23 protein-coding genes are annotated in these 20,831 nt (G+C 69.5%); 14 read left to right on the top strand and 9 right to left on the bottom strand.

What is annotated here, in order from left to right:
• Positions 1–108: 108 nt before the first annotated feature.
• From pdxH to AB0F17_RS24205, 5 genes are all read left to right on the top strand, one after another.
• Complete coding sequence (gene pdxH / locus AB0F17_RS24225; protein WP_358026534.1) at positions 109–762, top strand: pyridoxamine 5'-phosphate oxidase; 654 nt, start codon at positions 109–111, stop codon at positions 760–762.
• A gap of 10 nt (positions 763–772) precedes the next feature.
• Positions 773–2,008, top strand: coding sequence for an MFS transporter (locus AB0F17_RS24220; protein WP_358026532.1), 1,236 nt, complete (start codon positions 773–775; stop codon positions 2,006–2,008).
• A gap of 185 nt (positions 2,009–2,193) precedes the next feature.
• Entirely contained in the window at positions 2,194–2,898 is a 705-nt protein-coding gene (locus AB0F17_RS24215; RefSeq protein ID WP_358026529.1) for a metal-dependent transcriptional regulator, read from the top strand.
• A 123-nt stretch (positions 2,899–3,021) separates the two neighbouring features.
• The gene (locus AB0F17_RS24210) at positions 3,022–5,241 is read left to right on the top strand and encodes a SpoIIE family protein phosphatase (protein WP_358026526.1); all 2,220 of its coding nucleotides are present in this window, start codon (positions 3,022–3,024) and stop codon (positions 5,239–5,241) included.
• Positions 5,242–5,258: 17 nt separating this feature from the next.
• Positions 5,259–6,035: an alpha/beta fold hydrolase gene (locus AB0F17_RS24205; RefSeq protein WP_358026523.1), complete on the top strand. Its 777-nt coding sequence runs from the start codon at positions 5,259–5,261 to the stop codon at positions 6,033–6,035.
• On the opposite strand, the gene AB0F17_RS24200 is transcribed toward AB0F17_RS24205, so the two are convergent.
• Positions 6,032–6,400, bottom strand: coding sequence for a hypothetical protein (locus AB0F17_RS24200; RefSeq protein WP_358026521.1), 369 nt, complete (start codon positions 6,398–6,400; stop codon positions 6,032–6,034). The two genes, AB0F17_RS24205 and AB0F17_RS24200, sit on opposite strands and share 4 nt — an antisense overlap.
• A 20-nt stretch (positions 6,401–6,420) precedes the next feature.
• On the opposite strand from AB0F17_RS24200, the gene AB0F17_RS24195 reads away from it, so the two are divergent.
• A complete protein-coding gene (locus AB0F17_RS24195; RefSeq protein ID WP_358026518.1) occupies positions 6,421–6,849 on the top strand; it encodes a MarR family transcriptional regulator in 429 nt (142 codons plus the stop codon).
• Here the strand turns inward: AB0F17_RS24195 and AB0F17_RS24190 are convergent.
• The 4 genes from AB0F17_RS24190 to AB0F17_RS24175 form a co-directional block, all read right to left on the bottom strand.
• Entirely contained in the window at positions 6,846–7,007 is a 162-nt protein-coding gene (locus AB0F17_RS24190; protein WP_358026516.1) for a hypothetical protein, read from the bottom strand. The two genes, AB0F17_RS24195 and AB0F17_RS24190, sit on opposite strands and share 4 nt — an antisense overlap.
• A gap of 40 nt (positions 7,008–7,047) precedes the next feature.
• The gene (locus AB0F17_RS24185; protein ID WP_281428996.1) at positions 7,048–7,173 is read right to left on the bottom strand and encodes a hypothetical protein; all 126 of its coding nucleotides are present in this window, start codon (positions 7,171–7,173) and stop codon (positions 7,048–7,050) included.
• Positions 7,174–7,240: 67 nt separating this feature from the next.
• Positions 7,241–8,293 (bottom strand): ThiF family adenylyltransferase, encoded by a 1,053-nt coding sequence (locus tag AB0F17_RS24180; protein WP_358026514.1) that lies wholly within the window; start codon positions 8,291–8,293, stop codon positions 7,241–7,243.
• A gap of 11 nt (positions 8,294–8,304) precedes the next feature.
• Entirely contained in the window at positions 8,305–9,450 is a 1,146-nt protein-coding gene (locus AB0F17_RS24175) for an acyl-CoA dehydrogenase family protein (RefSeq protein WP_358026511.1), read from the bottom strand.
• Positions 9,451–9,610: 160 nt separating this feature from the next.
• Between AB0F17_RS24175 and AB0F17_RS24170 the strand changes: the two genes are divergently transcribed.
• From AB0F17_RS24170 to AB0F17_RS24145, 6 genes are all read left to right on the top strand, one after another.
• Positions 9,611–11,008: a hypothetical protein gene (locus AB0F17_RS24170; protein WP_358026508.1), complete on the top strand. Its 1,398-nt coding sequence runs from the start codon at positions 9,611–9,613 to the stop codon at positions 11,006–11,008.
• Positions 11,005–11,778, top strand: a complete 774-nt coding sequence (locus tag AB0F17_RS24165; protein ID WP_358026505.1) for a class F sortase — start codon at positions 11,005–11,007, stop codon at positions 11,776–11,778. The genes AB0F17_RS24170 and AB0F17_RS24165 overlap by 4 nt, the downstream gene beginning before the upstream one ends.
• 130 nt (positions 11,779–11,908) lie before the next feature.
• Positions 11,909–12,811 carry a hypothetical protein gene (locus AB0F17_RS24160; protein ID WP_358026503.1) on the top strand — a complete coding sequence of 301 codons (903 nt, stop codon included), beginning with the start codon at positions 11,909–11,911 and terminating at the stop codon, positions 12,809–12,811.
• A gap of 5 nt (positions 12,812–12,816) precedes the next feature.
• Complete coding sequence (locus AB0F17_RS24155; protein WP_358026501.1) at positions 12,817–13,569, top strand: class F sortase; 753 nt, start codon at positions 12,817–12,819, stop codon at positions 13,567–13,569.
• 25 nt (positions 13,570–13,594) lie between these two features.
• Positions 13,595–14,605, top strand: coding sequence for a hypothetical protein (locus tag AB0F17_RS24150; RefSeq protein WP_358026498.1), 1,011 nt, complete (start codon positions 13,595–13,597; stop codon positions 14,603–14,605).
• 72 nt (positions 14,606–14,677) lie between these two features.
• On the top strand, positions 14,678–15,823 hold the full coding sequence (locus tag AB0F17_RS24145) for an acetyl-CoA C-acetyltransferase (protein WP_358026496.1): 1,146 nt from the start codon (positions 14,678–14,680) through the stop codon (positions 15,821–15,823).
• A gap of 125 nt (positions 15,824–15,948) precedes the next feature.
• Here AB0F17_RS24145 and AB0F17_RS24140 read toward each other — a convergent pair whose 3' ends face one another.
• Positions 15,949–16,086 (bottom strand): hypothetical protein, encoded by a 138-nt coding sequence (locus AB0F17_RS24140; protein WP_358026493.1) that lies wholly within the window; start codon positions 16,084–16,086, stop codon positions 15,949–15,951.
• A 174-nt stretch (positions 16,087–16,260) separates the two neighbouring features.
• Positions 16,261–18,741: a tetratricopeptide repeat protein gene (locus tag AB0F17_RS24135; RefSeq protein ID WP_358026491.1), complete on the bottom strand. Its 2,481-nt coding sequence runs from the start codon at positions 18,739–18,741 to the stop codon at positions 16,261–16,263.
• 180 nt (positions 18,742–18,921) lie between these two features.
• On the opposite strand from AB0F17_RS24135, the gene AB0F17_RS24130 reads away from it, so the two are divergent.
• Entirely contained in the window at positions 18,922–19,377 is a 456-nt protein-coding gene (locus AB0F17_RS24130; protein ID WP_358026489.1) for a carboxymuconolactone decarboxylase family protein, read from the top strand.
• Between the two features lie 22 nt (positions 19,378–19,399).
• On the opposite strand, the gene AB0F17_RS24125 is transcribed toward AB0F17_RS24130, so the two are convergent.
• Together AB0F17_RS24125 and AB0F17_RS24120 are read right to left on the bottom strand one after the other, a co-directional pair.
• Entirely contained in the window at positions 19,400–20,011 is a 612-nt protein-coding gene (locus AB0F17_RS24125) for a TetR/AcrR family transcriptional regulator C-terminal domain-containing protein (RefSeq protein ID WP_358026487.1), read from the bottom strand.
• Positions 20,008–20,214 carry a hypothetical protein gene (locus AB0F17_RS24120; protein ID WP_358026485.1) on the bottom strand — a complete coding sequence of 69 codons (207 nt, stop codon included), beginning with the start codon at positions 20,212–20,214 and terminating at the stop codon, positions 20,008–20,010. Before AB0F17_RS24120 ends, AB0F17_RS24125 begins: the two co-directional genes overlap by 4 nt.
• Before the next feature lie 12 nt (positions 20,215–20,226).
• Between AB0F17_RS24120 and AB0F17_RS24115 the strand changes: the two genes are divergently transcribed.
• The gene (locus AB0F17_RS24115) at positions 20,227–20,769 is read left to right on the top strand and encodes an RNA 2'-phosphotransferase (RefSeq protein WP_358027064.1); all 543 of its coding nucleotides are present in this window, start codon (positions 20,227–20,229) and stop codon (positions 20,767–20,769) included.
• Positions 20,770–20,831 lie beyond the last annotated feature (62 nt).

The raw sequence follows: 20,831 nt of genomic DNA, 5'->3' as shown, positions 1-20,831 counted from the left end.
TAACCCCCTACCCGCCCGTGGTCCGTCTCCGGACCCGCCGGAACGTGAAAGCCGCTGGTAGGGAGTGTTGTGTGGGATCTGCCACCAAGCGCGCAAGAATACCGTCTCGTGGATGGAACCTCGCGCCCGCCCGCGCTGGCGGGGCTTCGCCGTACCTATGAGGGCGAGCCGCTGCTCGAAGCCGATCTCGCCCCCGATCCGATCACGCAATTCGCCATCTGGTTCCAGGAGGCGCTCGCCGCCGGCCTGCCGGAACCGAACGCCATGGTGCTGGCCACGGCCTCGGCCGGCGGCCGGCCGAGTGCCAGGACCGTGCTGCTCAAGGGCTACGACGAGCACGGATTCGTCTTCTACACCAACTACGAGTCGCGCAAGGGCCGTGACCTGGCCGAGAACGCCCGCGCGTCGCTGATGTTCCCCTGGCACCCGATCCGCCGCCAGGTACGCGTCGAGGGCACGGTCGCGCGGCTCTCGAACGAGGAGTCGGCCGACTACTTCAAGTCCAGGCCGTACGGCTCGCGGATCGGGGCCTGGGCGTCGCGCCAGTCCGCGGTCGTACGGTCCAGGGAGGAGCTGGACGCCCGATACGAGGAGCTAGCCGCCCGATGGCCGGAGGATCCGCCCGTGCCCGACTTCTGGGGCGGTTACCGGGTCAGCCCGTTGGAGGTGGAGTTCTGGCAGGGGCAGCTTGACAGGATGCATGACAGGCTCCGCTACCGGCGAACCCGCCCTGGGTGGGTCCTGGAGAGACTTGCCCCTTAATGTGCCTTAAGTGGCAATCGGGGAGCTGGTCAAGCGTCATCTCATAGACATACGGCCGCTGGCCGTTCCCACCTACCGGCGGCTCTGGTCCGGTCAGGCCATCGCCAACATCGGCATCGGAGTGACCGTCGTCGCGGTCAGCAAGCAGGTCTGGGACCTCACCCAGTCCTCGTTCTGGGTCGGCCTGCTGAGCCTGGCCAACCTGATCCCGCTCCTGGTGTTCGGGCTGTGGGGCGGGGCGTTCGCCGACGCGGTCGACCGGCGCCGGCTGCTGATCGCCAGCTCGCTCATCTCCTGGGTCGCGACGCTCTTCATCCTGGCGCAGGCCCTCCTGGGGCTGGGCAACGTCTACCTGTTGCTGCTCGCCTCGGCGGTGAGCGCCACCGGGTTCGCCATGGCCTCGCCCGCCCGCGGCGCGATCATCCCCAGGATCCTGCCCGCCGAGCTGGTGCCCGCCGCCAACGCGCTGAACTCGCTGGTCTACGGGTTCGGCGCGATCGTCGGGCCGATGATCGCGGGCGTGCTGCTGGCCTGGCAGGGCTACCCGCTGGCGTACGCGGTCGACGCCGTCCTCTTCACGGCCGGCCTGTACGCGGCGATCCGGCTGCCCGAACTGCTCCCCATGGGGGAGATCCAGCGGCCCGGCTGGCGGTCGGTGCTCGACGGGCTGCGCTACATCGCGACCGGGCCGGTCCTGCTGATGTCGTTCGTCGTGGACATCATCGCGATGGTGTTCGCCCTGCCGAGGGCACTGATCCCGCAGGCCGTGGCCGAGCGCTTCGACGGCTCGCCGATCGCGCTCGGCTGGCTGTCGGCCGGCATGGCCATCGGCGCGGTCCTCGGCGCGCTCGGCTCCGGCTGGCTGGGCCGCGTACGCCGCCAGGGGGTGGCTCTGACGGTCACAATCGCCCTCTGGGGCCTCAGCGTGGCCGCGGCCGGGTTGGCCCAGCAGCTGTGGCTGATGGTCGTTCTGATGGCCGTCGGCGGGGTGGCCGACATGGTCTCGTCGGTCTGGCGGCAGTCCATCCTGCAGTTGCACGCTCCCGACGAGATGCGCGGGCGGATGCAGGGGGCGTTCATGGTGGTCGTGGCGGGCGGCCCGCGCCTGGGCGACCTGCGGGCCGGCCTCACCGCCGTGTGGTTCGGGATGACCTGGGCGTGGGTGGGCGGCGGCCTGGCGTGCGCCATCGCGGTCCTGGTCGTCGGCCTGTCGGTGCCCAGCTTCCGGAACTACCGGGCCGGTTAGCCGTACCCGCGGATGCGCCGCGCCCCGGCGGTCGGGCCGGCCGGGAAGGAACTGGGTCGCTCCGGTGTTGTCGTCCATCACCCTCGCCGGTCGTTCTCCCCATAGGGTTCCGTGTGACTTCTGTGCCCGTAGTCGACGGGTCCAGTACCTGCCCTGACCGGCGTAGCATTCAGATGGGAGGAGCCTTGACCGCACACGGCCTGATCGACACAACGGAGATGTACCTCCGCACGATCTTCGAGCTCGAGGAGGAGGGCATCGTCCCGTTGCGCGCGCGCATCGCGGAGCGGCTCCAGCAGAGTGGTCCCACCGTGAGCCAGACCGTGGCCCGGATGGAGCGCGACGGCCTGGTCCGCGTCGAGGGTGATCGCCACCTGTCGATGACCGAGCTCGGCCGCACCCTGGCCACGCGCGTCATGCGCAAGCACCGCCTCGCGGAGTGCCTGTTGACCGAGGTCATCGGCCTGCCCTGGGAAGAGGTGCACATCGAGGCGTGCCGCTGGGAGCACGTGATGTCCGAGTCCGTGGAGACCCGCCTGGTGACGCTGCTCGACAACCCGACGGTCTGCCCGCACGGCAACCCGATCCCCGGTCTGGGCGAACTCGGGGCCAGAGAGCCCGTAGAAGGCAGCCCGGACCTCTTGACATCCATGTCCGACCTCGCCGGACCCAGAGATATACCCGTAGTCGTGCGGCGAATTAGCGAACAAGTGCAAAGCGATCCTGCTGTGATGCTTAAACTCAAGCAAGTTGGGATACAACCCGGACGCGAGGTGACGCTCGCGGCGAGCGACGACGGTGTGCGGGTGACAGGTGACGGTGACGCGAACGACACTCTCGCGGAGCTTCCGCGTGACGTTGCCGCGCATGTTTTCGTCTCCAGACGCTGACTCGCCCGCTACTCCTTGGTTGAATCCCTCTTGGGAGGCCCTCCACTCCCCGCCGGTCGACACTGTTGCAGGAGTGCCCGTGGTTCGCTTTGCGCACATGCCCTCCCTAGGAGTGGTCTCCGGATGAAGCGTTGGGGGGATCTGTCGCACGACGAGGCTGATCAGCTTGCGGCCGAATCTGTACTTGATCATGCGGAGATGGCGGTCGTCGTGACCGACCGTTTCAGCAATCTCCTCTATTGGAATCCGTTCGCCGAGAAGCTCTTCGGGCGCCCCTCGAAGTCGTCACGTGACACCTCGATGCTGTCGCTCGGCATCATGGAGAAGGACCACCCGCTCGCCACCGAGCTGGCCAAGCACGTACTTAAGGGCGGCGTGTGGGAGGGCACCTTTGACGTGCGGCGGGGTGACGGCACGATCGTCTATGTGCGCGCCCAGGCCGTCCCGCTGCGCCATCCCTCCGGGTCGGTGACCGGCATCGTCGTCACCGCCCGCGAGGCGCTGCGCAGCAACGAGCGGGAGAAGGACCGCTTCGGCCTGCTGGAGCGCATCGGTGAGCGGCTGGCCGGCTCGCTGTACGTCGAGGAGACGCTCAAGCGGGTGGCCGAGATGCTCGTCCCGCAGTTCGCCGACCACTGCTTCATCGAGTTGATGGAGGGCGACCGGCTGGTCCGCCGGGTCTCGCAGCACGTCCAGGGATGGAGCCCGCCGCCCGGCACCTGGAAGCCGATCGGCGCGGAGATCCGCTACCCGGCCAGCCACTACGCCGACACCGCGCTGCGCCGCCAGGAGACCATCCTCGTCGAGGACTTCGCCGCCAGCAGTTTCCCCTCGCCGAGCGAGGGCAGCGCCAAACTGTGCGGCGAGGTCGGCATGACCTCCGCCATCGTCGCCCCCCTGTGCGTACGCGGCGAGACGCTCGGCCTGATGTACCTGGGCCTGTCCAACCTCACCGACCGCCGCAGCCCCCACTACGACGCGTTCGACCGCGACTTCGTCGGCGCCATCGCCACCCGGGTCGCGCTCGCGATCGACAACGCGCTGCTGTTCGAGGAGGAGCGGCACACGGCCGAGTCGTTCCAGAAGCACCTGCTGCCGCGGGCGCTGCCCCAGCTCGACGGCCTGCAGATCGCGGTGCGCTACTACCCGGCGGCGCCGCTCGCCTCCCACGGCCAGGGCATCCAGACCCAGGTCGGCGGCGACTGGTACGACGTGATCCCGCTGTCGGCCGGTCGCGTCGGCATCGTCATCGGCGACGTGGAGGGCCGGGGCGCCAAGGCCGCGGCCATCATGGGCCAGCTCAGGGCGGCGCTGCGGGCCTTCGCCCAGGACGACAAGTCACCGGCCGACATCCTGGCCAGGCTCGACGAGTGGACCCGCATCATCGCCGATCCCGAGAAGGACGACAGCGGCGCCGACATCAGCGTGCCGCCGATCGTGACCTGCCAATACCTCGTCTACGACGCCTGGTCGCGGCAGCTCTCGTTCGCCAACGCCGGCCACGCGCCGCCGCTGCTGCTGGTCGACGGCCAGTGCGTCGAGCTCGACATCGAGGAGGTCGGCCAGCCGCTGGGCGTACGCGCCAAGGGCCTGCACGCCGACCTCGTCTACAAGGAGGAGACCCGCACGCTGCCGCCCGGCGCGGCGCTGCTCCTCTACACCGACGGCCTGGTCGACCGCCGCCCCGGCCGCGACGGCCGGATGCCGACCGACGCCGAGACGCTGGGCGTGCTCTGCGAGAAGCTGGCGAAGATGGCCGACGCCGAGGTGGAGCGGGTCGCCGACGCCGCGACCATCGCGGTGCCCGGCGAGATCGACGACGACATGGCGATCCTGGTGGTCCGGTCGAGCCAGTCGGACCTCGACGTCGAGGAACGCACGTTCCCGGCGCAGCCGATCATGGTCGGCGAGGCGCGCCGGATGGCCTCCGAGGCGTTCGGCGGCTGGAACGTCCCCGAGGAGCGCGCCGAGCTGGCCTGCCTGCTCGTCTCCGAGGTCGTCACCAACGTGGTGCTCCACGCGGCTCACGCGGGCGTGCCCCGCAGGGAGCTGGTCGCCGAGGGGCCGCCGCTGCCGTTCGAGGAGTCCTGGGACGTGCCCGGCTTCGAGGACGAAGTAGTGGGCGACAAGGAGTTCACGCTGCGGCTGCGCCGGGGCGAGGAGTCGGTCTGGGTCGAGGTGTTCGACCAGGACCTGCGCCTGCCGCGGATCCGGAGCGCGGGGGAGAACGACGAGGGCGGACGCGGCCTTTACCTGGTGGACCAGCTCGCCAGGCGCTGGGGGTCGCGACCCACCAGGGAAGGCAAAGCCGTCTGGTTCGAGATTCCCACCCGTAGCCGCTGAGTGGTTGACTCGAGGCCATGGAGCTGGCCTATGAGCGTCGCGGCACCGGCGCGCCGCTGATCCTCATTCATGGCATCGGCCACCACTGGCAGGCATGGCTGCCGGTCATGGACCGCCTCGCCGCCTCGCGTACCGTCATCGCCATCGACCTGCCCGGTTTCGGGGTCTCGCCCGGCCTGCCCGACGCCATTCCGTACACCGCGGAGTCGCTCGCCGACGCGGTCGAGTCGTTCTGCGCGCTGCTCGGCGTGCGCGATCCGCACGTCGCGGGCAACTCGCTCGGCGGTTACATCGCGCTGGAGCTGGCCTCGCGCGGCGTGGTCACGACGGCCACCGCGCTGTCGCCCGCGGGTTTCTGGACGCGCCCCGAGCTGCTGTACTGCCAGGCGGTGCTGCGCGCGCTGCGGGCCACGGCCAGGTCGCTGCCGCCGGAGCAGGCCGGCTGGCTCGCCGCGAACCCGATGGGCCGGGCCCTGTCGGCCGGGCTCCTGGTGGCCCATCCATCCCGGATGTCGCCGACGGCCCTGATCGCCGCCACCCAGGCTCTGGTCGCTTCGCCCGGCTTCGACGAGACGCTGGAGGCGTTCTCCGGCGTGATGCCGCCCGCGCCGCCCAAGTCGCCCATCACGATCGCCTGGGGCGAGCACGACCGGCTGCTGTTGCGCCGTCAGGCCGTGCGCGCCGCCAGGTGGTCGGGGCAGCGGGTCAAGCTGCTCAAGGGCTGCGGTCACGTGCCGATGAGCGATGATCCCGGGCTGGTGGCCCGGGTGCTGCTGGAAGGCAGCGGTGGTTAGGCGGCTTCGAGGTTGGCGGCCATCTGGGTCAGCACGGCGAGGGTGGTCTGGAAGTCCTGCGGGCTCACGCCCTTGGTGGCCTGCTGCCTGAACTCGGCCACGCGGCTGACGACAGCCGCGTGGGCCGCCTTGCCTTCGTCGGTGAGGGTGGTGCCGGTGATCAATCCTCTGGCGGTCAACTCGCGCACCGCGTCGCCGGTGCCGTCGAACGCCTTCAGCGCCTCGTACGGGTCGTTGCCCTCGGACGCGGCGTTGAGCGCCTGCCATTCGCGGCGCGAGAGCTCATGGTCGTGGAGTGCCTGGCCCATCGTCTCCTCAAGGAGCGTGTGGACGTGCTTGAGCAGGTATCCGATTCTCCGGTTCATGCATGTATAATAGCAACTATATGTACTTTGACAATGAAATTGAAGCAGTCGAACGCGCGATGGTCGCCATCAGGCGCCGGCAGAGCAGGCGCGCGCTGGCGCGGCTGCAGGGTGCGCCGGGGCCGGAGTTCGAGGTGCTCGACGTGATCGAGGCCGCGAGCCCGCCCGTCACCGTCTCTACCGTGGCCGACGCGCTCTCGGTCGACCAGCCGAGGGCGAGCAGGCTGGTGGCGGCGGCCGTCGCGGCCGGCCTGGTCAGGCGCGACGCGGACCAGGCCGACGGGCGCAGGGCGCTGCTCGTGCTGACCGACGCGGGCCGGACGGCGCTGGAGCAGGCGCATCGCGGCAGGCAGATGGCGTTCGCCGAAGCCATGACGGGATGGTCGGACGCGGAGCGCGCGGAGTTCGCGCGGCTCCTCACCCGCTTCGTCGAGGGGCTCCCCGGCTAGCGGATCGTCTGGCCATAGACGAGCAGCATGACGATGACGAAGACGATCATCACCCCGACGTAGCCCACCGGCCCCAGGCGCAGCGCCCGGCGCACGCGGTTGAGGCCCCAGGCGAACAGCAACGCCAGGAAAACCAGCAGGATCAGGCCGCCGTACATGCTGACCAGTATGCGGTGTCGGAGCCCTTCTCGCGCGCTGTCAGTTGGAGTTGCCGTGGCTGGCCGGCCAGCCCTTGGTCTCCATCTTCGCCAGCCGGCGAACCGTGATCTTCTTCTTCGGCTGGGTCTCTCGGCTGTCCTCCGGCGCGATCTCTTCGGGACGCACTCAGCAGCCTCCTGGGTCGGTTTCGGTATGGGTGACTGACGCGATTCTGAACGATCAACGACTGCTGTCAAGCACTACAGACGTCACACTCGTCACGCGCGGGGAAACGGACGAAGATCTGGTCGTCGGGCGCCACCAGGTTGATGCCGTACGCGTAACCGGGGGCGACGTCGGGGATGCCGGTCAGCAGTGAGATCACCGCGTGGGCGGTGAGCAGGCCCGACAGGCCGCCCGAGGTCGAGAGCACGCCGGGCCAGCCGAAGTCGGTCATCCTTCCATGACGCTCGCCTTCCGCCCGCAGGCACTCGTAACACGGGAAACCCGGCGCGAAGACGCCCACCGACAACTGCGGGCCCTCGTAGCCGCCGCCCACCCAGGGGATGCCTGCGGCGGCGCAGGCCCGGTTCGCCCACCGGCGGATGCCATCGGGCTCGCGTGGCTCGTCCGCGCAGAGCGCGAGCACGTCGAAGCCGGTGATCAGCCGAGCCAGCTCCGCGGGGCTGCCGATCCGCCGGTTCTCGCCGGTCACCTCGACGTGGGAGTTGACCGCTCGCAGCCGTTCCGTGGCGACGTCCACCTTGGGTCGGCCCACGTCCTCCTCGCCGTACAGGGTCTGGCGGTTGAGGTTGGACAGCTCGACGAAGTCGCCGTCGACGCAGTGGATCGCGCCGACGCCGGCGGCGGTGAGGGCCCAGGCGGCGTGCGAGCCGGTGCCGCCCAGGCCGAGCACGACCACCCTGGCCCGCTTGAGCAGGAGCTGCGGTGCCCAGCTCGGCTCGCGCGGGCGCAGGCTCGCCCAGCGGAAGTAGGCGGCGTTCCTGGCGTACCGGTCCAGCTCGTCGGGGGCCAGCTCCGGCGGCGGCGCGGCCGACGCGTCCTCGACGTGGCCGGAGTCCAGCAGCGTCGTGACGAGCTCGGCCGCGTTCGGGCAGCGGTCCGCGAGCGCGGTGACGATCTCCCCGCGGGTACGGGTGCCGTCCATGAGCTCGAGGGCGTGCCAGGCGTGGCCGTTCGGGTCCTCGATCTCACTGGCGAGTCCGTAGATTTCCCCGCCTATCCGGATCGTGCCGTTGTCGAGACGATACGGGCGATGCTCCGGTTTTACCCGAGGACGCGTCATGCGTCCGGATTCTAGAACCCGAAGGACCGTCCGATGATCTCCTTCATGATCTCTGTTGTGCCGCCGTAGATGGTCTGGACGCGGCTGTCGATCCACGCCTTGGCGACCGGGTACTCCATCATGTAGCCGTAGCCGCCGTGCAGTTGGAGGCAGCGGTCGATGACCTTGTTCTGGAGCTCGCTGGTCCACCACTTGGCCTTGGCGGCGTCGACCACGGTCAGCTCCTTGGCGTTGAGCGCCACGATGCACTTGTCCACGTAGTGGCGGGCGATCTCCGTCTCGGTGGCCAGCTCCGCCAGGACGAACCGGGTGTTCTGGAAGGACCCGATATTTCGCCCGAATGCCTGGCGGGACTTGCAGTACTCGATGGTCTGCTCCAGCACGACCTCCGCCGCCGCGACCGCCGCCACCGCGATGGACAGGCGCTCCTGAGGCAGGTTGTTCATGAGCTGGAAGAAGCCCTGGCCCTCTTCGGCGCCGAGCCGGTTGGCCACGGGGACGCGGACGTTCTCGAAGAACAGCTCGGCCGTGTCCTGCGCCTTCATCCCGATCTTGTCGAGGTTGCGGCCGCGCCCGAACCCCTCCATACCCCGCTCGACGACCAGCAGCGTGGTGCCGCGCGCCCCCGCCCCGGGATCGGTCTTGGCGACCACCACGACGAGGTCGGCGTTGATCCCGTTCGTGATGAACGTCTTCTGCCCGTTAACCAGGTAGTGATCGCCTTCGCGGACCGCGGTCGTCCTGATCCCCTGCAGGTCGCTCCCGGCGCCCGGCTCGGTCATCGCGATCGCCGTGATGAGCTCCCCGCTGACGAACCCGGGCAGCCACCGCCGCTTCTGCTCCTCATCGGTCAGGTCGACGAGGTACGGCGCCATGATGTCGTTGTGCAGGCCGAATCCGAGCCCTGACGCGCCGTGCCGGATGATCTCCTCGACGATGACCGCGTTGAACCGGAAGTCGGTGACACCGGCCCCTCCGTACTCCTCCGGGACGGAGAACCCGAACATGCCGATCTCCCCGGCCTTCTTCCATACCTCACGCGGGACGACGCCGTCCTTCTCCCACTGACCGTGGTGGGGTGCCACTTCACGGGTCATGAACTCGCGCACGGTCTCCAGGAAGAGCAGGTGCTCCTCGTCGAAGAGGTCTCGCCGCATCAGTCGCCTCCAAGCAGGGTGATCGTGCAGGACAGAATACAATTCTGTTGCGGCTTTTCCAGGGGCGGACACGGGTTCATCACAAGTGCCGATAGTTACGGTGTTCGGCGGACATCGACCCTAAGATCGACCTTCGGCTTAGTGTTGATCGGAGTGTGCCGTGACTCGATGGCGAAAGGCGTTGATCGCCGCATCGGCCGGATTAACGGCGGCCGTTGGGCTGACGGTGCTGCACGATGTCCCGGCGTCCGCCGCTCCGGCGGATCTGGAAGTCCAGTACCTGTGCAAGCCGACGGGTCCGAAAAGCATCGTCAGGCACGACGACGTTCAGCTGAGCACGCGGCTCAACTTCGCCACGGACCTCGTCGTCGGTGATCCGCTCAACTTCACCTGGAAGCTCGACTACGCCAACGACACCCGGCTCCAGTCGCCCGGCTACTTCGCCGCCGGCGCCCAGGTGCACGCGGTCGGCAACGTCGAGCTCGACAGTAGCTGGCAGGGCATCCTGAAGCCCAAGGGCGCCGCCGACCAGGAGTCGAACCTGCGGCCCGACGACCCGCTGTCGCTTCCCGAGGCGCTGACCGACCCGGGTCTCATCGACAAGCCGGGCACCATCAAGGTGACGCCGAAGGACATCGTCCTCGACTTCATGCCGCCGGACGGCAGCGTCGAGGTCAACGACGGCAACGACAGCGACAACCCCAGCGACCTGGAGATCGTCTACACCGGGTCCTGGACGCCGATCATCGGCCGCCCGTCCTCCGAGCACCACGTCCACAACGACCTGCACGAGACGACCACCGCGGGCGACTCGGCCCAGCTCACCTTCGTCGGCACCGGAGTCGAGTACATCGGCCCGCGCGACAAGGACGCGGGTCCGGTCGACATCTACATCGACGGCACCAAGCGGGCCACGGTCGACCCGTCGCGCGACGACAACGACGATCCGGTGAACGACGACCTCAACGGCGGCGCCACCCTGTGGAAGTCGCCGTCGCTGGCGTACGGCAGCCACACCATCATGATCAAGAGCACTTCCACCGCTCCGGTCTGGCTGGACGCCTTCGAGGTGACGACCAGCACGGCCAAGGTGCCCACCGGCTACCACCGCGCCACCTGCACCATGATCGGCGGGCCCGTTTCGGTGATCGTCACGGTCAGGGAGCGAGGAGAACCCACCACCTCGCAGACTCCCACCATCACACCGACGCGTACGCCCACCTCCACGCCGACCGGCTCGGTCACCCCGTCGAGCACCCCGACGGTCTCGTCCCCGAATGTGGACCCGGGTATCGACCGCAGCCTGGTGAGCGTGGTGCCGGGCGGCGTGAGAACCACTACGGCGACCCCCAAACCGACCACGACCAAGACCAAGTACGTCAAGGCGCAGGTGGCCAAGACACCCAAGGGCGGAGTGGACTCCGGTGAGGCGCCGGAGCCGGGACGCGGATCGTACGGGCTGATCGCGGGCGGCTCCATGCTGCTGATGGGGAGCCTCACAGGAGGGCTGCTGCTCCGGCGGCGCAAGGCCGGGCACGCCGGAGGAGTCGAGTCATGACCGAGCAGAAGCCACTGCTGAACAGGGCACTTCCCGGGCTGCTGATCGCCGGGTCGTTGGGCGGGGTGGGCGCCATCATGGTCGGCCTGCTGTCGCTGGCGCCGACCGTGGACGACGGCTCGGGTCCCGCACCGCAGGCCCAGCCGAGCACAGTCAAGATCCAGAACGCGGCGGGCGCCTTCGTCCTGCCCCCGACCGTGGGCCCGGGCGGCAAGAACGTGCCGCTCACCCCGGCACGCCTCGACGCCCCGCCCCCGCTGGCCGCCGCCCCGGTCGTCGCCCCGATCCCGCCGGCCAAGACCAAGGCCAAGAAGGCGGCGCCGGTCCGCATCAAGATTCCGAAGATCAAGGTCAATGCCATGATCGGTTCGGTCACCGTCGACATCAAGGGCAACCTGACCACCCCGCCGCTGTCGAAGCCGAGCCTGACGGGCTGGTACAAGTTCTCGCCGGTCCCGGGCGAGCTGGGGCCCGCGGTGATCAACGGCCACGTGAGCACCACGAAGGGCGCGGCGGTGTTCTCCCGGCTCTCCGAGGTGGCCAAGGGGGACCAGATCTACGTGTACCGGTCGGACAAGAAGGTGACGCGGTTCACTGTCAGCGGGGTCGAGCAGGTCAGCAAGTCCTCGTTCCCGACCGCTCGCGTGTACGGGAACACGAAGAACGCGCAGCTCAGGCTGATCACTTGCGGGGGCGTCTTCAACAAGACGGCCCACAGCTACACGGACAACATCATCGTGTACGCCACCCTGTCCAAGACGAAGGGGTAAGGCGGGCAAGTGCTTGCTTGTAGGGTTTACGGGAACTTCACAGGGACAGTTCGTATCATCTCTACCTAACCGTGACCAACGGCTGGGATTCTGATACGCCTGTTGATACTGCGCTGAACGGAGAAGGACAGTGCTGACCTCCAAGGCGAGGCACCGCCTCGCCCTCAAGGCATCTGGCCTGGCCGTAGCGGGTGCAGGTATTTTCTGGGTGGTTCCGGCGGTGGCCCAGGCGATGGCGCTGAAACCGGTGACCTACACGTGCACGACGGCGGCGGGCGGCACCGGGACCGACTACAAATTCGAGATGGACCTGCAAGGGCCGCTGACCACACCAACGCCCAGCTCCACAGCGGTGGTGACATGGAAGATCGCCCAGCCCGCCGCCTCTCCGACGTCGTTCACGGCACCGTCGGCGATCGCCGCCACGGACCGCGTGGTCATCCAGGCGACAGTGATCGTCACCGGGACGCCGAATCCGAGTCCGACCGAAACGCGGTCAGTGGGCGCCTCCATGACGCCGGGCACGATCACCCCCAACGCCACCATGCCCATCCCGCAGGTCCTGATTTCGCTCACGCCCAAGGCGACCGGTGTGATCGCCGTGATGCCCGACGACTTCGTCCTGCAGGTGGGCCCGATAAGCGGCACGGCACCGTCCCCCTGGTACACCTGCAAGGTCAAGGCCGGTTCCGAGGCCGAGGCGACCGCCGCTGCGGCCCTGATCACCGTCGCGACCGGCACCCCCACCACCACCCCCACCGGCACCCCGACCAGCACCTCCACCCCCACGACCACCCCCACCAGCTCGTCCCCCAAGCCCACCAAGACGCACACCGTCACCGTCACCAAGACGCCCACGGCGACGAAGACCACCACCAAGAGCTCCAAGACCCCCAAAGCCGGAGCCGACACAGGTGGTGGCGGTGGCATGGGTCCCGACGGCAGGATGGTCGTGCTGACCGGATCCCTACTGATCCTCGCCGCCGGCGTTGGAGGACTCGTGCTGCGTCGCCGTACCATCACCAGGGGCTGACCGGCGTGGCTGGACAGTACCCCTACGGGGGTGAGCCGCCCCAGGACAGGGGAAGCACGGTCCTCAGGTCGGTGCTGATCCTGGCCGCCGTGGCCGGGGTGGTGACCGTGGTGGCCGGGATGCTGATCGTGCTCCGTGCGCCCGAGGAGTACGGCCTGGCCAGCCAGCGGGACACACTGCCCGTCACCGTTCAGCCCGACGGCAAGGCCACGGGACCGCCGGCGCAGGCCCTGTTCAAGGCGGCGCCCACGGTGCCGCCGCCGTTGCCGCAGCCGACCCCGGCGCCCGCGATGCTGCCGTCCACCCCGCAGCGGATCGTGATCAAGCGGCTGGGGATCAACGCGCCGGTCGAGTCCGTCGGGCTCGCCAAGGACGGGACCATCCAGGTGCCGGCGGGCGACAACCCCAACCTGGTCGGCTGGTACCGGAACATGTCCACCCCCGGCGAAGCCGGTCCGGCCGTGATGCTCGGACACAAGGACACCCGGACGCGCAGTGCCGTCTTCAGCCGCCTGTACGAGATCCGCAACGGCGACACCATCGAGGTCAAGCGGCAGGACCACACGACCGCCGTGTTCACCGTCGGTGGCGTGGAGCAGGCGAGCAAGAAGACCTTCCCCACCGAGCGGGTCTACGGCAACCGGGACAACGCCCAGCTCCACCTCATCACCTGCGGTGGCACGTACAACCGCAGCATCGGTCACTACACCGACAACATCATCGTCTATGCGACGATGACAAGCTCTTATCGAGGTTGAACGCGGAGGCGCGCGCATGGGCTGGATGGCTAAGCGGAGACTGCGTACTGGCCCGACGGCGGCCCTGCCCGCCAAACCGAGCCAGGCAGATCTGCTGCGAGTGGTACGGCTGGCCGACCCGGAGGCCCGCGAGGACGGCGGCGACATCGTGGCGGTGGACGTTCGCGTGCATGCCCCGGTCGAGGCCGAGCCCGAGTTGGTGGGCGGCGAGCTGGAACAGGTATGGGCCTGCCGGGTGGTGGCGGAGGGGCCCCTGCCGTTCGACTACTTCGACCGTTACCTGGCCGAGGGGATCGCCTTCCGCCTCGGTGGGCTGGCCGTGTGCAGGGGAGAGGTGACCGATCCCGCCGACGACGATCGCGGCGGTCCGGCGGTGATCCTTCCGGTACGTCCGACGGCGGACGAGCTGCGGGCGGTCCTGAGCCGCATCGAGGGCGACCACAGAGCCGAAACAGGCGACAGCGACGATGCCGCCAGCGACAGCGCCACGGACACCGCGACCACGGACGCTGCGACCGAGGACACCGCGATCGCCGACGTCGCGACCGCAGATGCGGAAGCGGGTGCGGATTCGGACAGCGACGCCAAGCCCGACGCCGCGACCGCGGACGCCGACAGTGCCGCCGACGCCGACGCCGACGCCGACGCCGACGCCGACGCCGACAGCGAAGCCGAGTCCGGGTCTGAGGCCGACGCCGCGACAGTGGACGCCGATAGTGACGCCGATGCCGACGGAGAAGCCGAGGCCGAAGCGGTTGCCGAGGTAGCCGCTCCCACCGGTGACACCGACCAGGACGATTTCCTCTACACGGTCGGCGACATACGGATCCTCGTGGTCCCGGAGAAGGGCCGCCCGCCCGCCGTACAGGAGCTGCTGCCCTTCGCCACCGAGCTGACCGCGATCGAGCTGCGCGGCGACGACCCCGCGAAGGTCGGCGCGCTCGCACTGCGCCTGTCGGACGAGCTGAACGGGCTGATCGTGGACCGGTGGCGGTTCCGGGTCGACGCGGTGGAGGACCTTCTGCCCCCGGGGTGACGGGGCGCAGAGCATCGTTCTGTTGTAGTCTCTCCCTAATAACCGAACAATGCTCGGTTTCAGGAGGGCACTGTGGCAGAGGCGTACATCGTCGGGGCGGTCCGTACCCCGGTCGGCAAGAAGAAGGGCGGCCTTTCCACCGTCCACCCCACTGACCTGGCCGCTCACACGCTGAAGGCGCTGATCGACCGCACCGGCGTCGACCCCACCGCGGTGGAGGACGTCATCATGGGGTGCGTCATGCAGTTCGGCCCCCAGAGCATGGACATCGCGCGCAATGCCTGGCTCTCGGCGGGACTGCCGGAGACCACGGCCGGTGTCACCATCGACCGGCAGTGCGGCTCCTCGCAGCAGTCGATCCACTTCGCGGCGCAGGGCGTCATGTCCGGCACCCAGGACCTGGTCGTGGCGGCCGGAGTCGAGTCGATGAGCATCGTGCCCATGGGCTCGTCGATCACGGCCGCGCTGGAGAAGGGCATGCCGTTCCCGTTCGGCGATATGTGGGTGGAACGGTACGGCAAGCAGGAGATCTCGCAGTTCCGCGGCGCGGAGCTGATGTGCGAGAAGTGGGGCCTCAAGCGCGACGAGCTGGAACGGTACGCCTTCGAATCCCACCAGCGAGCCGCCAAGGCCATCGCGAACGGCCACTTCAAGGACCAGATCGCCCCCATCAACGGCGTCTCCGACGACGAGGGTCCGCGGCCGGACACGACGCTCGAGAAGATGGCCGGGCTGAAGACGCTCAAGGAGGACGGCCAGATCACCGCCGCCACGGCGTCGCAGATCTCCGACGGCTCGGGCGCGGTGCTGATCGCCTCGGAGCAGGCCGTGAAGGACCACGGGCTGACCCCGCGCGCCCGCATCCACCAGCTCGCGCTCATGGGTGACGACCCGGTGTTCATGCTGACGGCGCCGATCCCGGCGACGCGGCGGGCGCTGCGGAAGGCGGGGATGTCGATCGGCGACATCGCCGTCACCGAGATCAACGAGGCGTTCGCGCCGGTGCCACTGGCGTGGATGAAGGAACTCGGCGCCGACCCGGCCACCGTCAACCCCAACGGCGGCGCCATCGCCCTGGGTCACCCGCTGGGCGGGACGGGCGCGATCCTGATGACCAAGCTGCTGCACGAGCTGGAGCGCACCGGCGGCAGGTACGGCCTCCAGACCATGTGCGAAGGCGGCGGCCAGGCCAACGTCACCATCATCGAGCGCCTCTGACCCGCTACCCAGTTCTCACGACGGCGCCCCGGCTCCTCGAACGAGGGGCCGGGGCGCCGCGGGGAGTGCGGAGCGCCCATGGCGTCGGGTCGCGCGCCGCACGTACTACCATCCCGGGTAGTGGACTAGCGTCCCTTGGACGGGATCCGCCTGGGCGGCGCGATGGGCCGCTGCGGCATCCTCGGCATCTGCCGGGGAATCGGCGGGGTCTCCTGTCCCGGGAGGTTCTTACCGTTTTTCTTCTTGCCTGAACGAACTCGCATGAGGAAGCTCCTTTACAAAAACTCACGACGCGGCCCTGGGGCCGGTCGACAAGCTCAGCTGCCGCGTCTTGGACGAGGTCGGCGGGTGTTCGCACCGCCGGACGGGATGCCGAATTACAGGTAAAGGCGCATGTCATCGACCCTATGCGGCGTCCACTGCCCCTCGCAACCGATTTATTCGCCCGCTCCGTCGCGTGTCCGTATGAGCTTCTGGCGGATGGCCTGTGCCGCCGCGCGGTGTTCGGCGGCGGCAGCCGGGTCCGTCTCGTCGAGCACGGTCGCGATCCCCTCGTGGGCCAGCGCCTCCTTGTGCCGGTAGCCCACCTTCCGGGCCAGTTCGAGTGCCTGACGGTGCAAGCGCATGGCCTCGTCGGGCAGGCCGGCCAGCCGGCAGGTCTCGCCGTAATCGTGGAGGAAGTGCATCTTCCACTCTTCCTCGAACAGCTCGTCCAGGAGCGTGAACGCCTGTCGATGGCCGGCCAGCGCCTCCTCGTAGCGGCCCATCTGGCGCAGGGCGACGCCCAGGCAGTTGAGGCACCACGCCTCGTTGTGTTTGTGGCCGTCCTCGCGGGCGAGTTCCAGGGCTTGGTACAGGTGCTCCGCGGCCTCGTCGGGTCGCTCGTGGGCGATGGCCATGCCGAGGGTGATCCGGGCGGTCAGCGCGGCCGGCCAGGCGGGGTCGGGGTGCGCGATGTCCAGCACCTCGCGGGCCAGCCGCGCCGCCTCCTCACGGTGCCCCAGCTGCAGCATCGCCCAAGCCTCGTAGGCGGTCGCATGGGCCGCGCCCGCCGGGCAGCCGGCGTCCGCGTACAGCTTCCGCGCCAGCCGGAAGAGGTCGAGTGGCTCCTCGACATAGCCCTCGTCCCACCTCAGGAAGCCGCGGCGCATGATCAGATCCGCTTCGGAGCGGGTGTCCCCGGCCTGGGACACCAGCGGCGTCGCCGCCTCGTACGCGGCGCCGGCCTCCGCCATCCGGCCCGCGTTGTAGCGGGCGAAGCCCAGGTCGCTGTGCGCCTCGGCCAGTTGCCGCGGATCGCCCAGGCGCTGGGCGGCCGTCAGCGACCGCTCGAACAGGACGTTGAGGTGCGTCGTGCCGCAGCGCCGCGCGAAGAAGGCCCGCATGAAGCGTGGCAGCTCGTACGCGTGCGCGTCGGCTCCGGTGGCGAGCGCCACCTCGAAGACGCCCATCAGGTTCGTGTACTCCGTGGCGAACCAGCCGAGGGCCGCGTGCTTGTCGGTGAACCGCGGCAGCTCGGCCGGGGGCCGGCCCGCGGAGGCCGCGCGGCTGCCGGACACGTACGGCATCGCGGCGTCGGCGGCGGCCGCCGCGTGCACGTAATAGTCGAGCACCCGGCCCAGCGCCTGCTCCCGCTCCGCCGGGGAATCCTGCTCCGCGGCGGCTCGGCGCGCGTGCTGGTGCACCAGGTCGTGCAGCGTGTAGCGACCAGCCGACGGCTGCTGGACGAGGTGCGCGTCGAGCAGGTCCTCCAGCATCGCCCGGGCGCCGCGCAGCGGCACGTCCGCCAGTGCCGCCGCCACGTACTCGTCGAAGGACGACCCGGACAGCAGGCCCAGCAGCCGGAACAACCGGCGCTCGCCCCGGCCGAGCTGCCGTACGGACATGGCGAACGCGGTGTCGAACTCGCTCGCGCCCTCCGCCATACGCTCGACGAGAATGCCTGCGGTCCAGCCCGGCCGGTGCCGCAACCGGGCCCCGGCCAGCCGCAGGGCCAGCGGCAGATGGCCGCACAACCGCAGCACCTCGGCCGCGGACTCCGGGTCGCGGGCCAGCCGGCCGTCGGGGCCGCTGGGCTCACCGCTGGCGCGGACCAGCAGCTCCGCGCTCTCCTCCGGGGTCAGCACGTCCAGCGACACCGGAGGCACCTCCTCCAGGCCCAGCAACCGGTTACGACTGGTGATCAGGGCGACGGAGGGGCCCGCGCCGGGCAGCAGCAGGCGGACCTGGTCAGCGCCGGCGGCATTGTCGAGGACCACGACGGCCCGCCGGCCGGCCAGTTCCGACCGCCAGCAGGCGGCCAGCGGCTCGACACCACCCTCCTGCGGGACCTTTTCCGACGGGACGTCGAGCGCGGCGAGCAAGGTCCGCAGCGCGGGCTCGGGATCGAGCGGTTCCCGCCCGTCGGTGAACCCGTGCAGGTCCAGATAGAGCTGGGCGTCCGGGTACTCGGCGGCGAGCCGGTGCGCGGCGTGCACCGCCAGACAGGTCTTGCCGACGCCCGCCATGCCATCGACGGCGACCACCCGGCTGCTGTCCACCGCGGCGAGGACGGCGGCGAGCTGGGCCTCGCGTCCGGTGAAGTCGGGCACGTCGCGCGGCAGATCGTTGCGGGGTGGGCGTGGGGCACCGACGGGTGGCGATGGGGGCTGGACCTGGCGGCTCGTCTTCGGGGGCGCCGGTAGGGGGTTCGTCGCCCGTTCCCACAAGGGGCGCAGCGGGCGGGGGTCACGCTTGACGAGGCGGCAGAGTTCGATCACCACGGACCAGGGCGGCACCGACTGGCCGCTGAGGTAGCGCGACAGCGACGACGAGCTGAGGCCCGTGTCCCGCGCGAGGGCCCGCACGCCGCGCCCGGACAGCTCCTGGAGCAGGCGCAGCCGGGCGGCCAGTTCGTCTTGAGGGTCCGCCTTGGTCATCCGCTGTGTCCTGCCTCTCTGTCCCGCTGCCGAAGCAACTTACCTGGACGAATCGCCGCAGGCCATAGCCGTTCCAGCTGTCCCACGGTGTCCCACGGCCATCGTCACGGCAAGCCCGTTCGGCTGTCATGGAGTCACGCCCCGAGGGACGGGGCGTCGATCCGGAAGAGGAGAACCACGATGCAGTCCCGTATGCAGAACCCGGCCGTCATCCTGCCCGACGCGATGCAGCCCATCCAGCAGCTCTTCAAGGCCGTGCACGCCGGCGGGGTGGACGGTCAGACGCTGGAGCTGGTGCATCTGCGGGTCAGCCAGATCAACGGCTGCAGTGCCTGCGTCGACGGGGGCGCCAAGACCGCTCGTAAGGCCGGGGTGAGCGACGAGCGGCTGGCCACGGTCGCCGCCTGGAGGGAGGCCCCGTACTTCACCGAGGAGGAGCGGGCGGCGCTCGAGCTGGCCGAGGCCGCGACGCGGCTGGCCGACCGTGCCGACGCGGTGAGCGACGAGGTCTGGGACAGGGCCGCCACCTATTTCGACGAGAAGCAGTTGGCCGCGATCGTTCTGATGATCGGCGTCACCAACCTGTTCAACCGGCTCAACGCCACCACCCGGCAGATCGCCGGCGCATGGGGGTGAGCGATCCCGAAGACGGCCGTGGTCAGCGCTCTTGGCCGAGCTGCCCCTCGAACCCCGAGACCATGGCCCGCAGCCCCGCCTCGAACCACTGGTCGTAGAACGCCACCACCGCCATGCCGTCCAGTTGTGGGGTGCCGGTGCCCGGTGGGGTGCCGACCTGGGCCAGGGCGTGGCCCAGGACGTAGACGGCGATCGACTGGATGGCGGTGAGCGCGTCCTGACGCGGGATCCCCGCCGCCCCGAACCGGTCCAACAGCCCGGCCAGCAGTTCCAGCCCCAGGTCGATGTCCACCGGATGGGTCGCCAGCAGCGGTACGGCGTGCGGATGGCCGAGCAGCATCCGCCGGTAGGCCCCCGCGAACCGGCCGAGCGCCTCGGGCCACGGCGTGTCCGCTTCGAGGTCGATCACGGATTCGGCGAACAGGTGATCGACCACCGCGGCGAGCACCGCGTCCCGGTTCGGCAGGTGGCGATACAGGGACATGGCCGCGACCCCGAGCTGGGTGCCGAGGCGGCGCATGGTGAGCGCGTCCAGCCCCTCGGCGTCCAGCACGTCGATGGCCGCGCCCACGATCCGTTCGCGGGTCAGGACGGCCGGGCGTCCCCGGCCGCGCCGGGCTGCGGGCTCGTTCATCCACCCAGGGTAACGATCAGCGTGGTGGCCAGCATGAACACAGACAGAGCGCCCACCACCAGGTGCTGAACGTCGATCACCACATCATGCCCCTCGGTCGGCAGGATCTTGAGCGTCCGGCTGTGATTCTGAGTACGTTGTAAGCTTACGTCGTACACAAAATGGCCGCAATAGGGTTGCCGGAGATCGGGTCGCTGGGACATGCTCGGGGGATGATGGACGACCGGAGGCTGGTGCGGATCTCGAAATACCTGGCCAAGCACCTACGCCATGAGCCCGAGCGGATCGGGATCGAGCTGGACGAGCGCGGCTGGGTGGAGGTCGACGTCTTCCTGCGGGCCGCCGCCTCCCACGGGTTCCCGATCGACCCGGCTGATCTGCAGCGGGTCGTGGCAGGCAACGACAAGCAGCGGTACGCCCTTGAGAACGGCATGATCCGGGCGAACCAGGGCCATTCCATCGAGGTGGACCTGGACCTGCCGGTGGCGCCGCCGCCCGCGTACCTGTATCACGGCACGGTGGCGCGGAGCCTGGCCGCGATCCGAGCCGAGGGCCTACGACCGATGAACCGTCACCACGTCCACCTGTCGCCCGACCGCGAGACGGCCACGCGGGTGGGAGCGCGGCGAGGCAAGCCGGTGGTCCTGTCGGTGGACGCCGGGGCGATGCACGAGGCCGGACACGAGTTCCGCGTCAGCGCCAACGGGGTGTGGCTGGTGGACGGGGTGCCACCGGCGTTCCTCCGCTTTCCGGACTGACGAATCCGGACTGACGTCAGACTTTCGTCAGGGGTGGTCCTGGACGGTCGGCGGATCTTTTC

The sequence above is a fragment of the Nonomuraea sp. NPDC026600 genome (assembly GCF_040638335.1).
Lineage (GTDB): Bacteria > Actinomycetota > Actinomycetes > Streptosporangiales > Streptosporangiaceae > Nonomuraea.
Note: the sequence above shows the minus strand (reverse complement) of the source record. Positions and strands in the feature narration are given on the sequence as shown.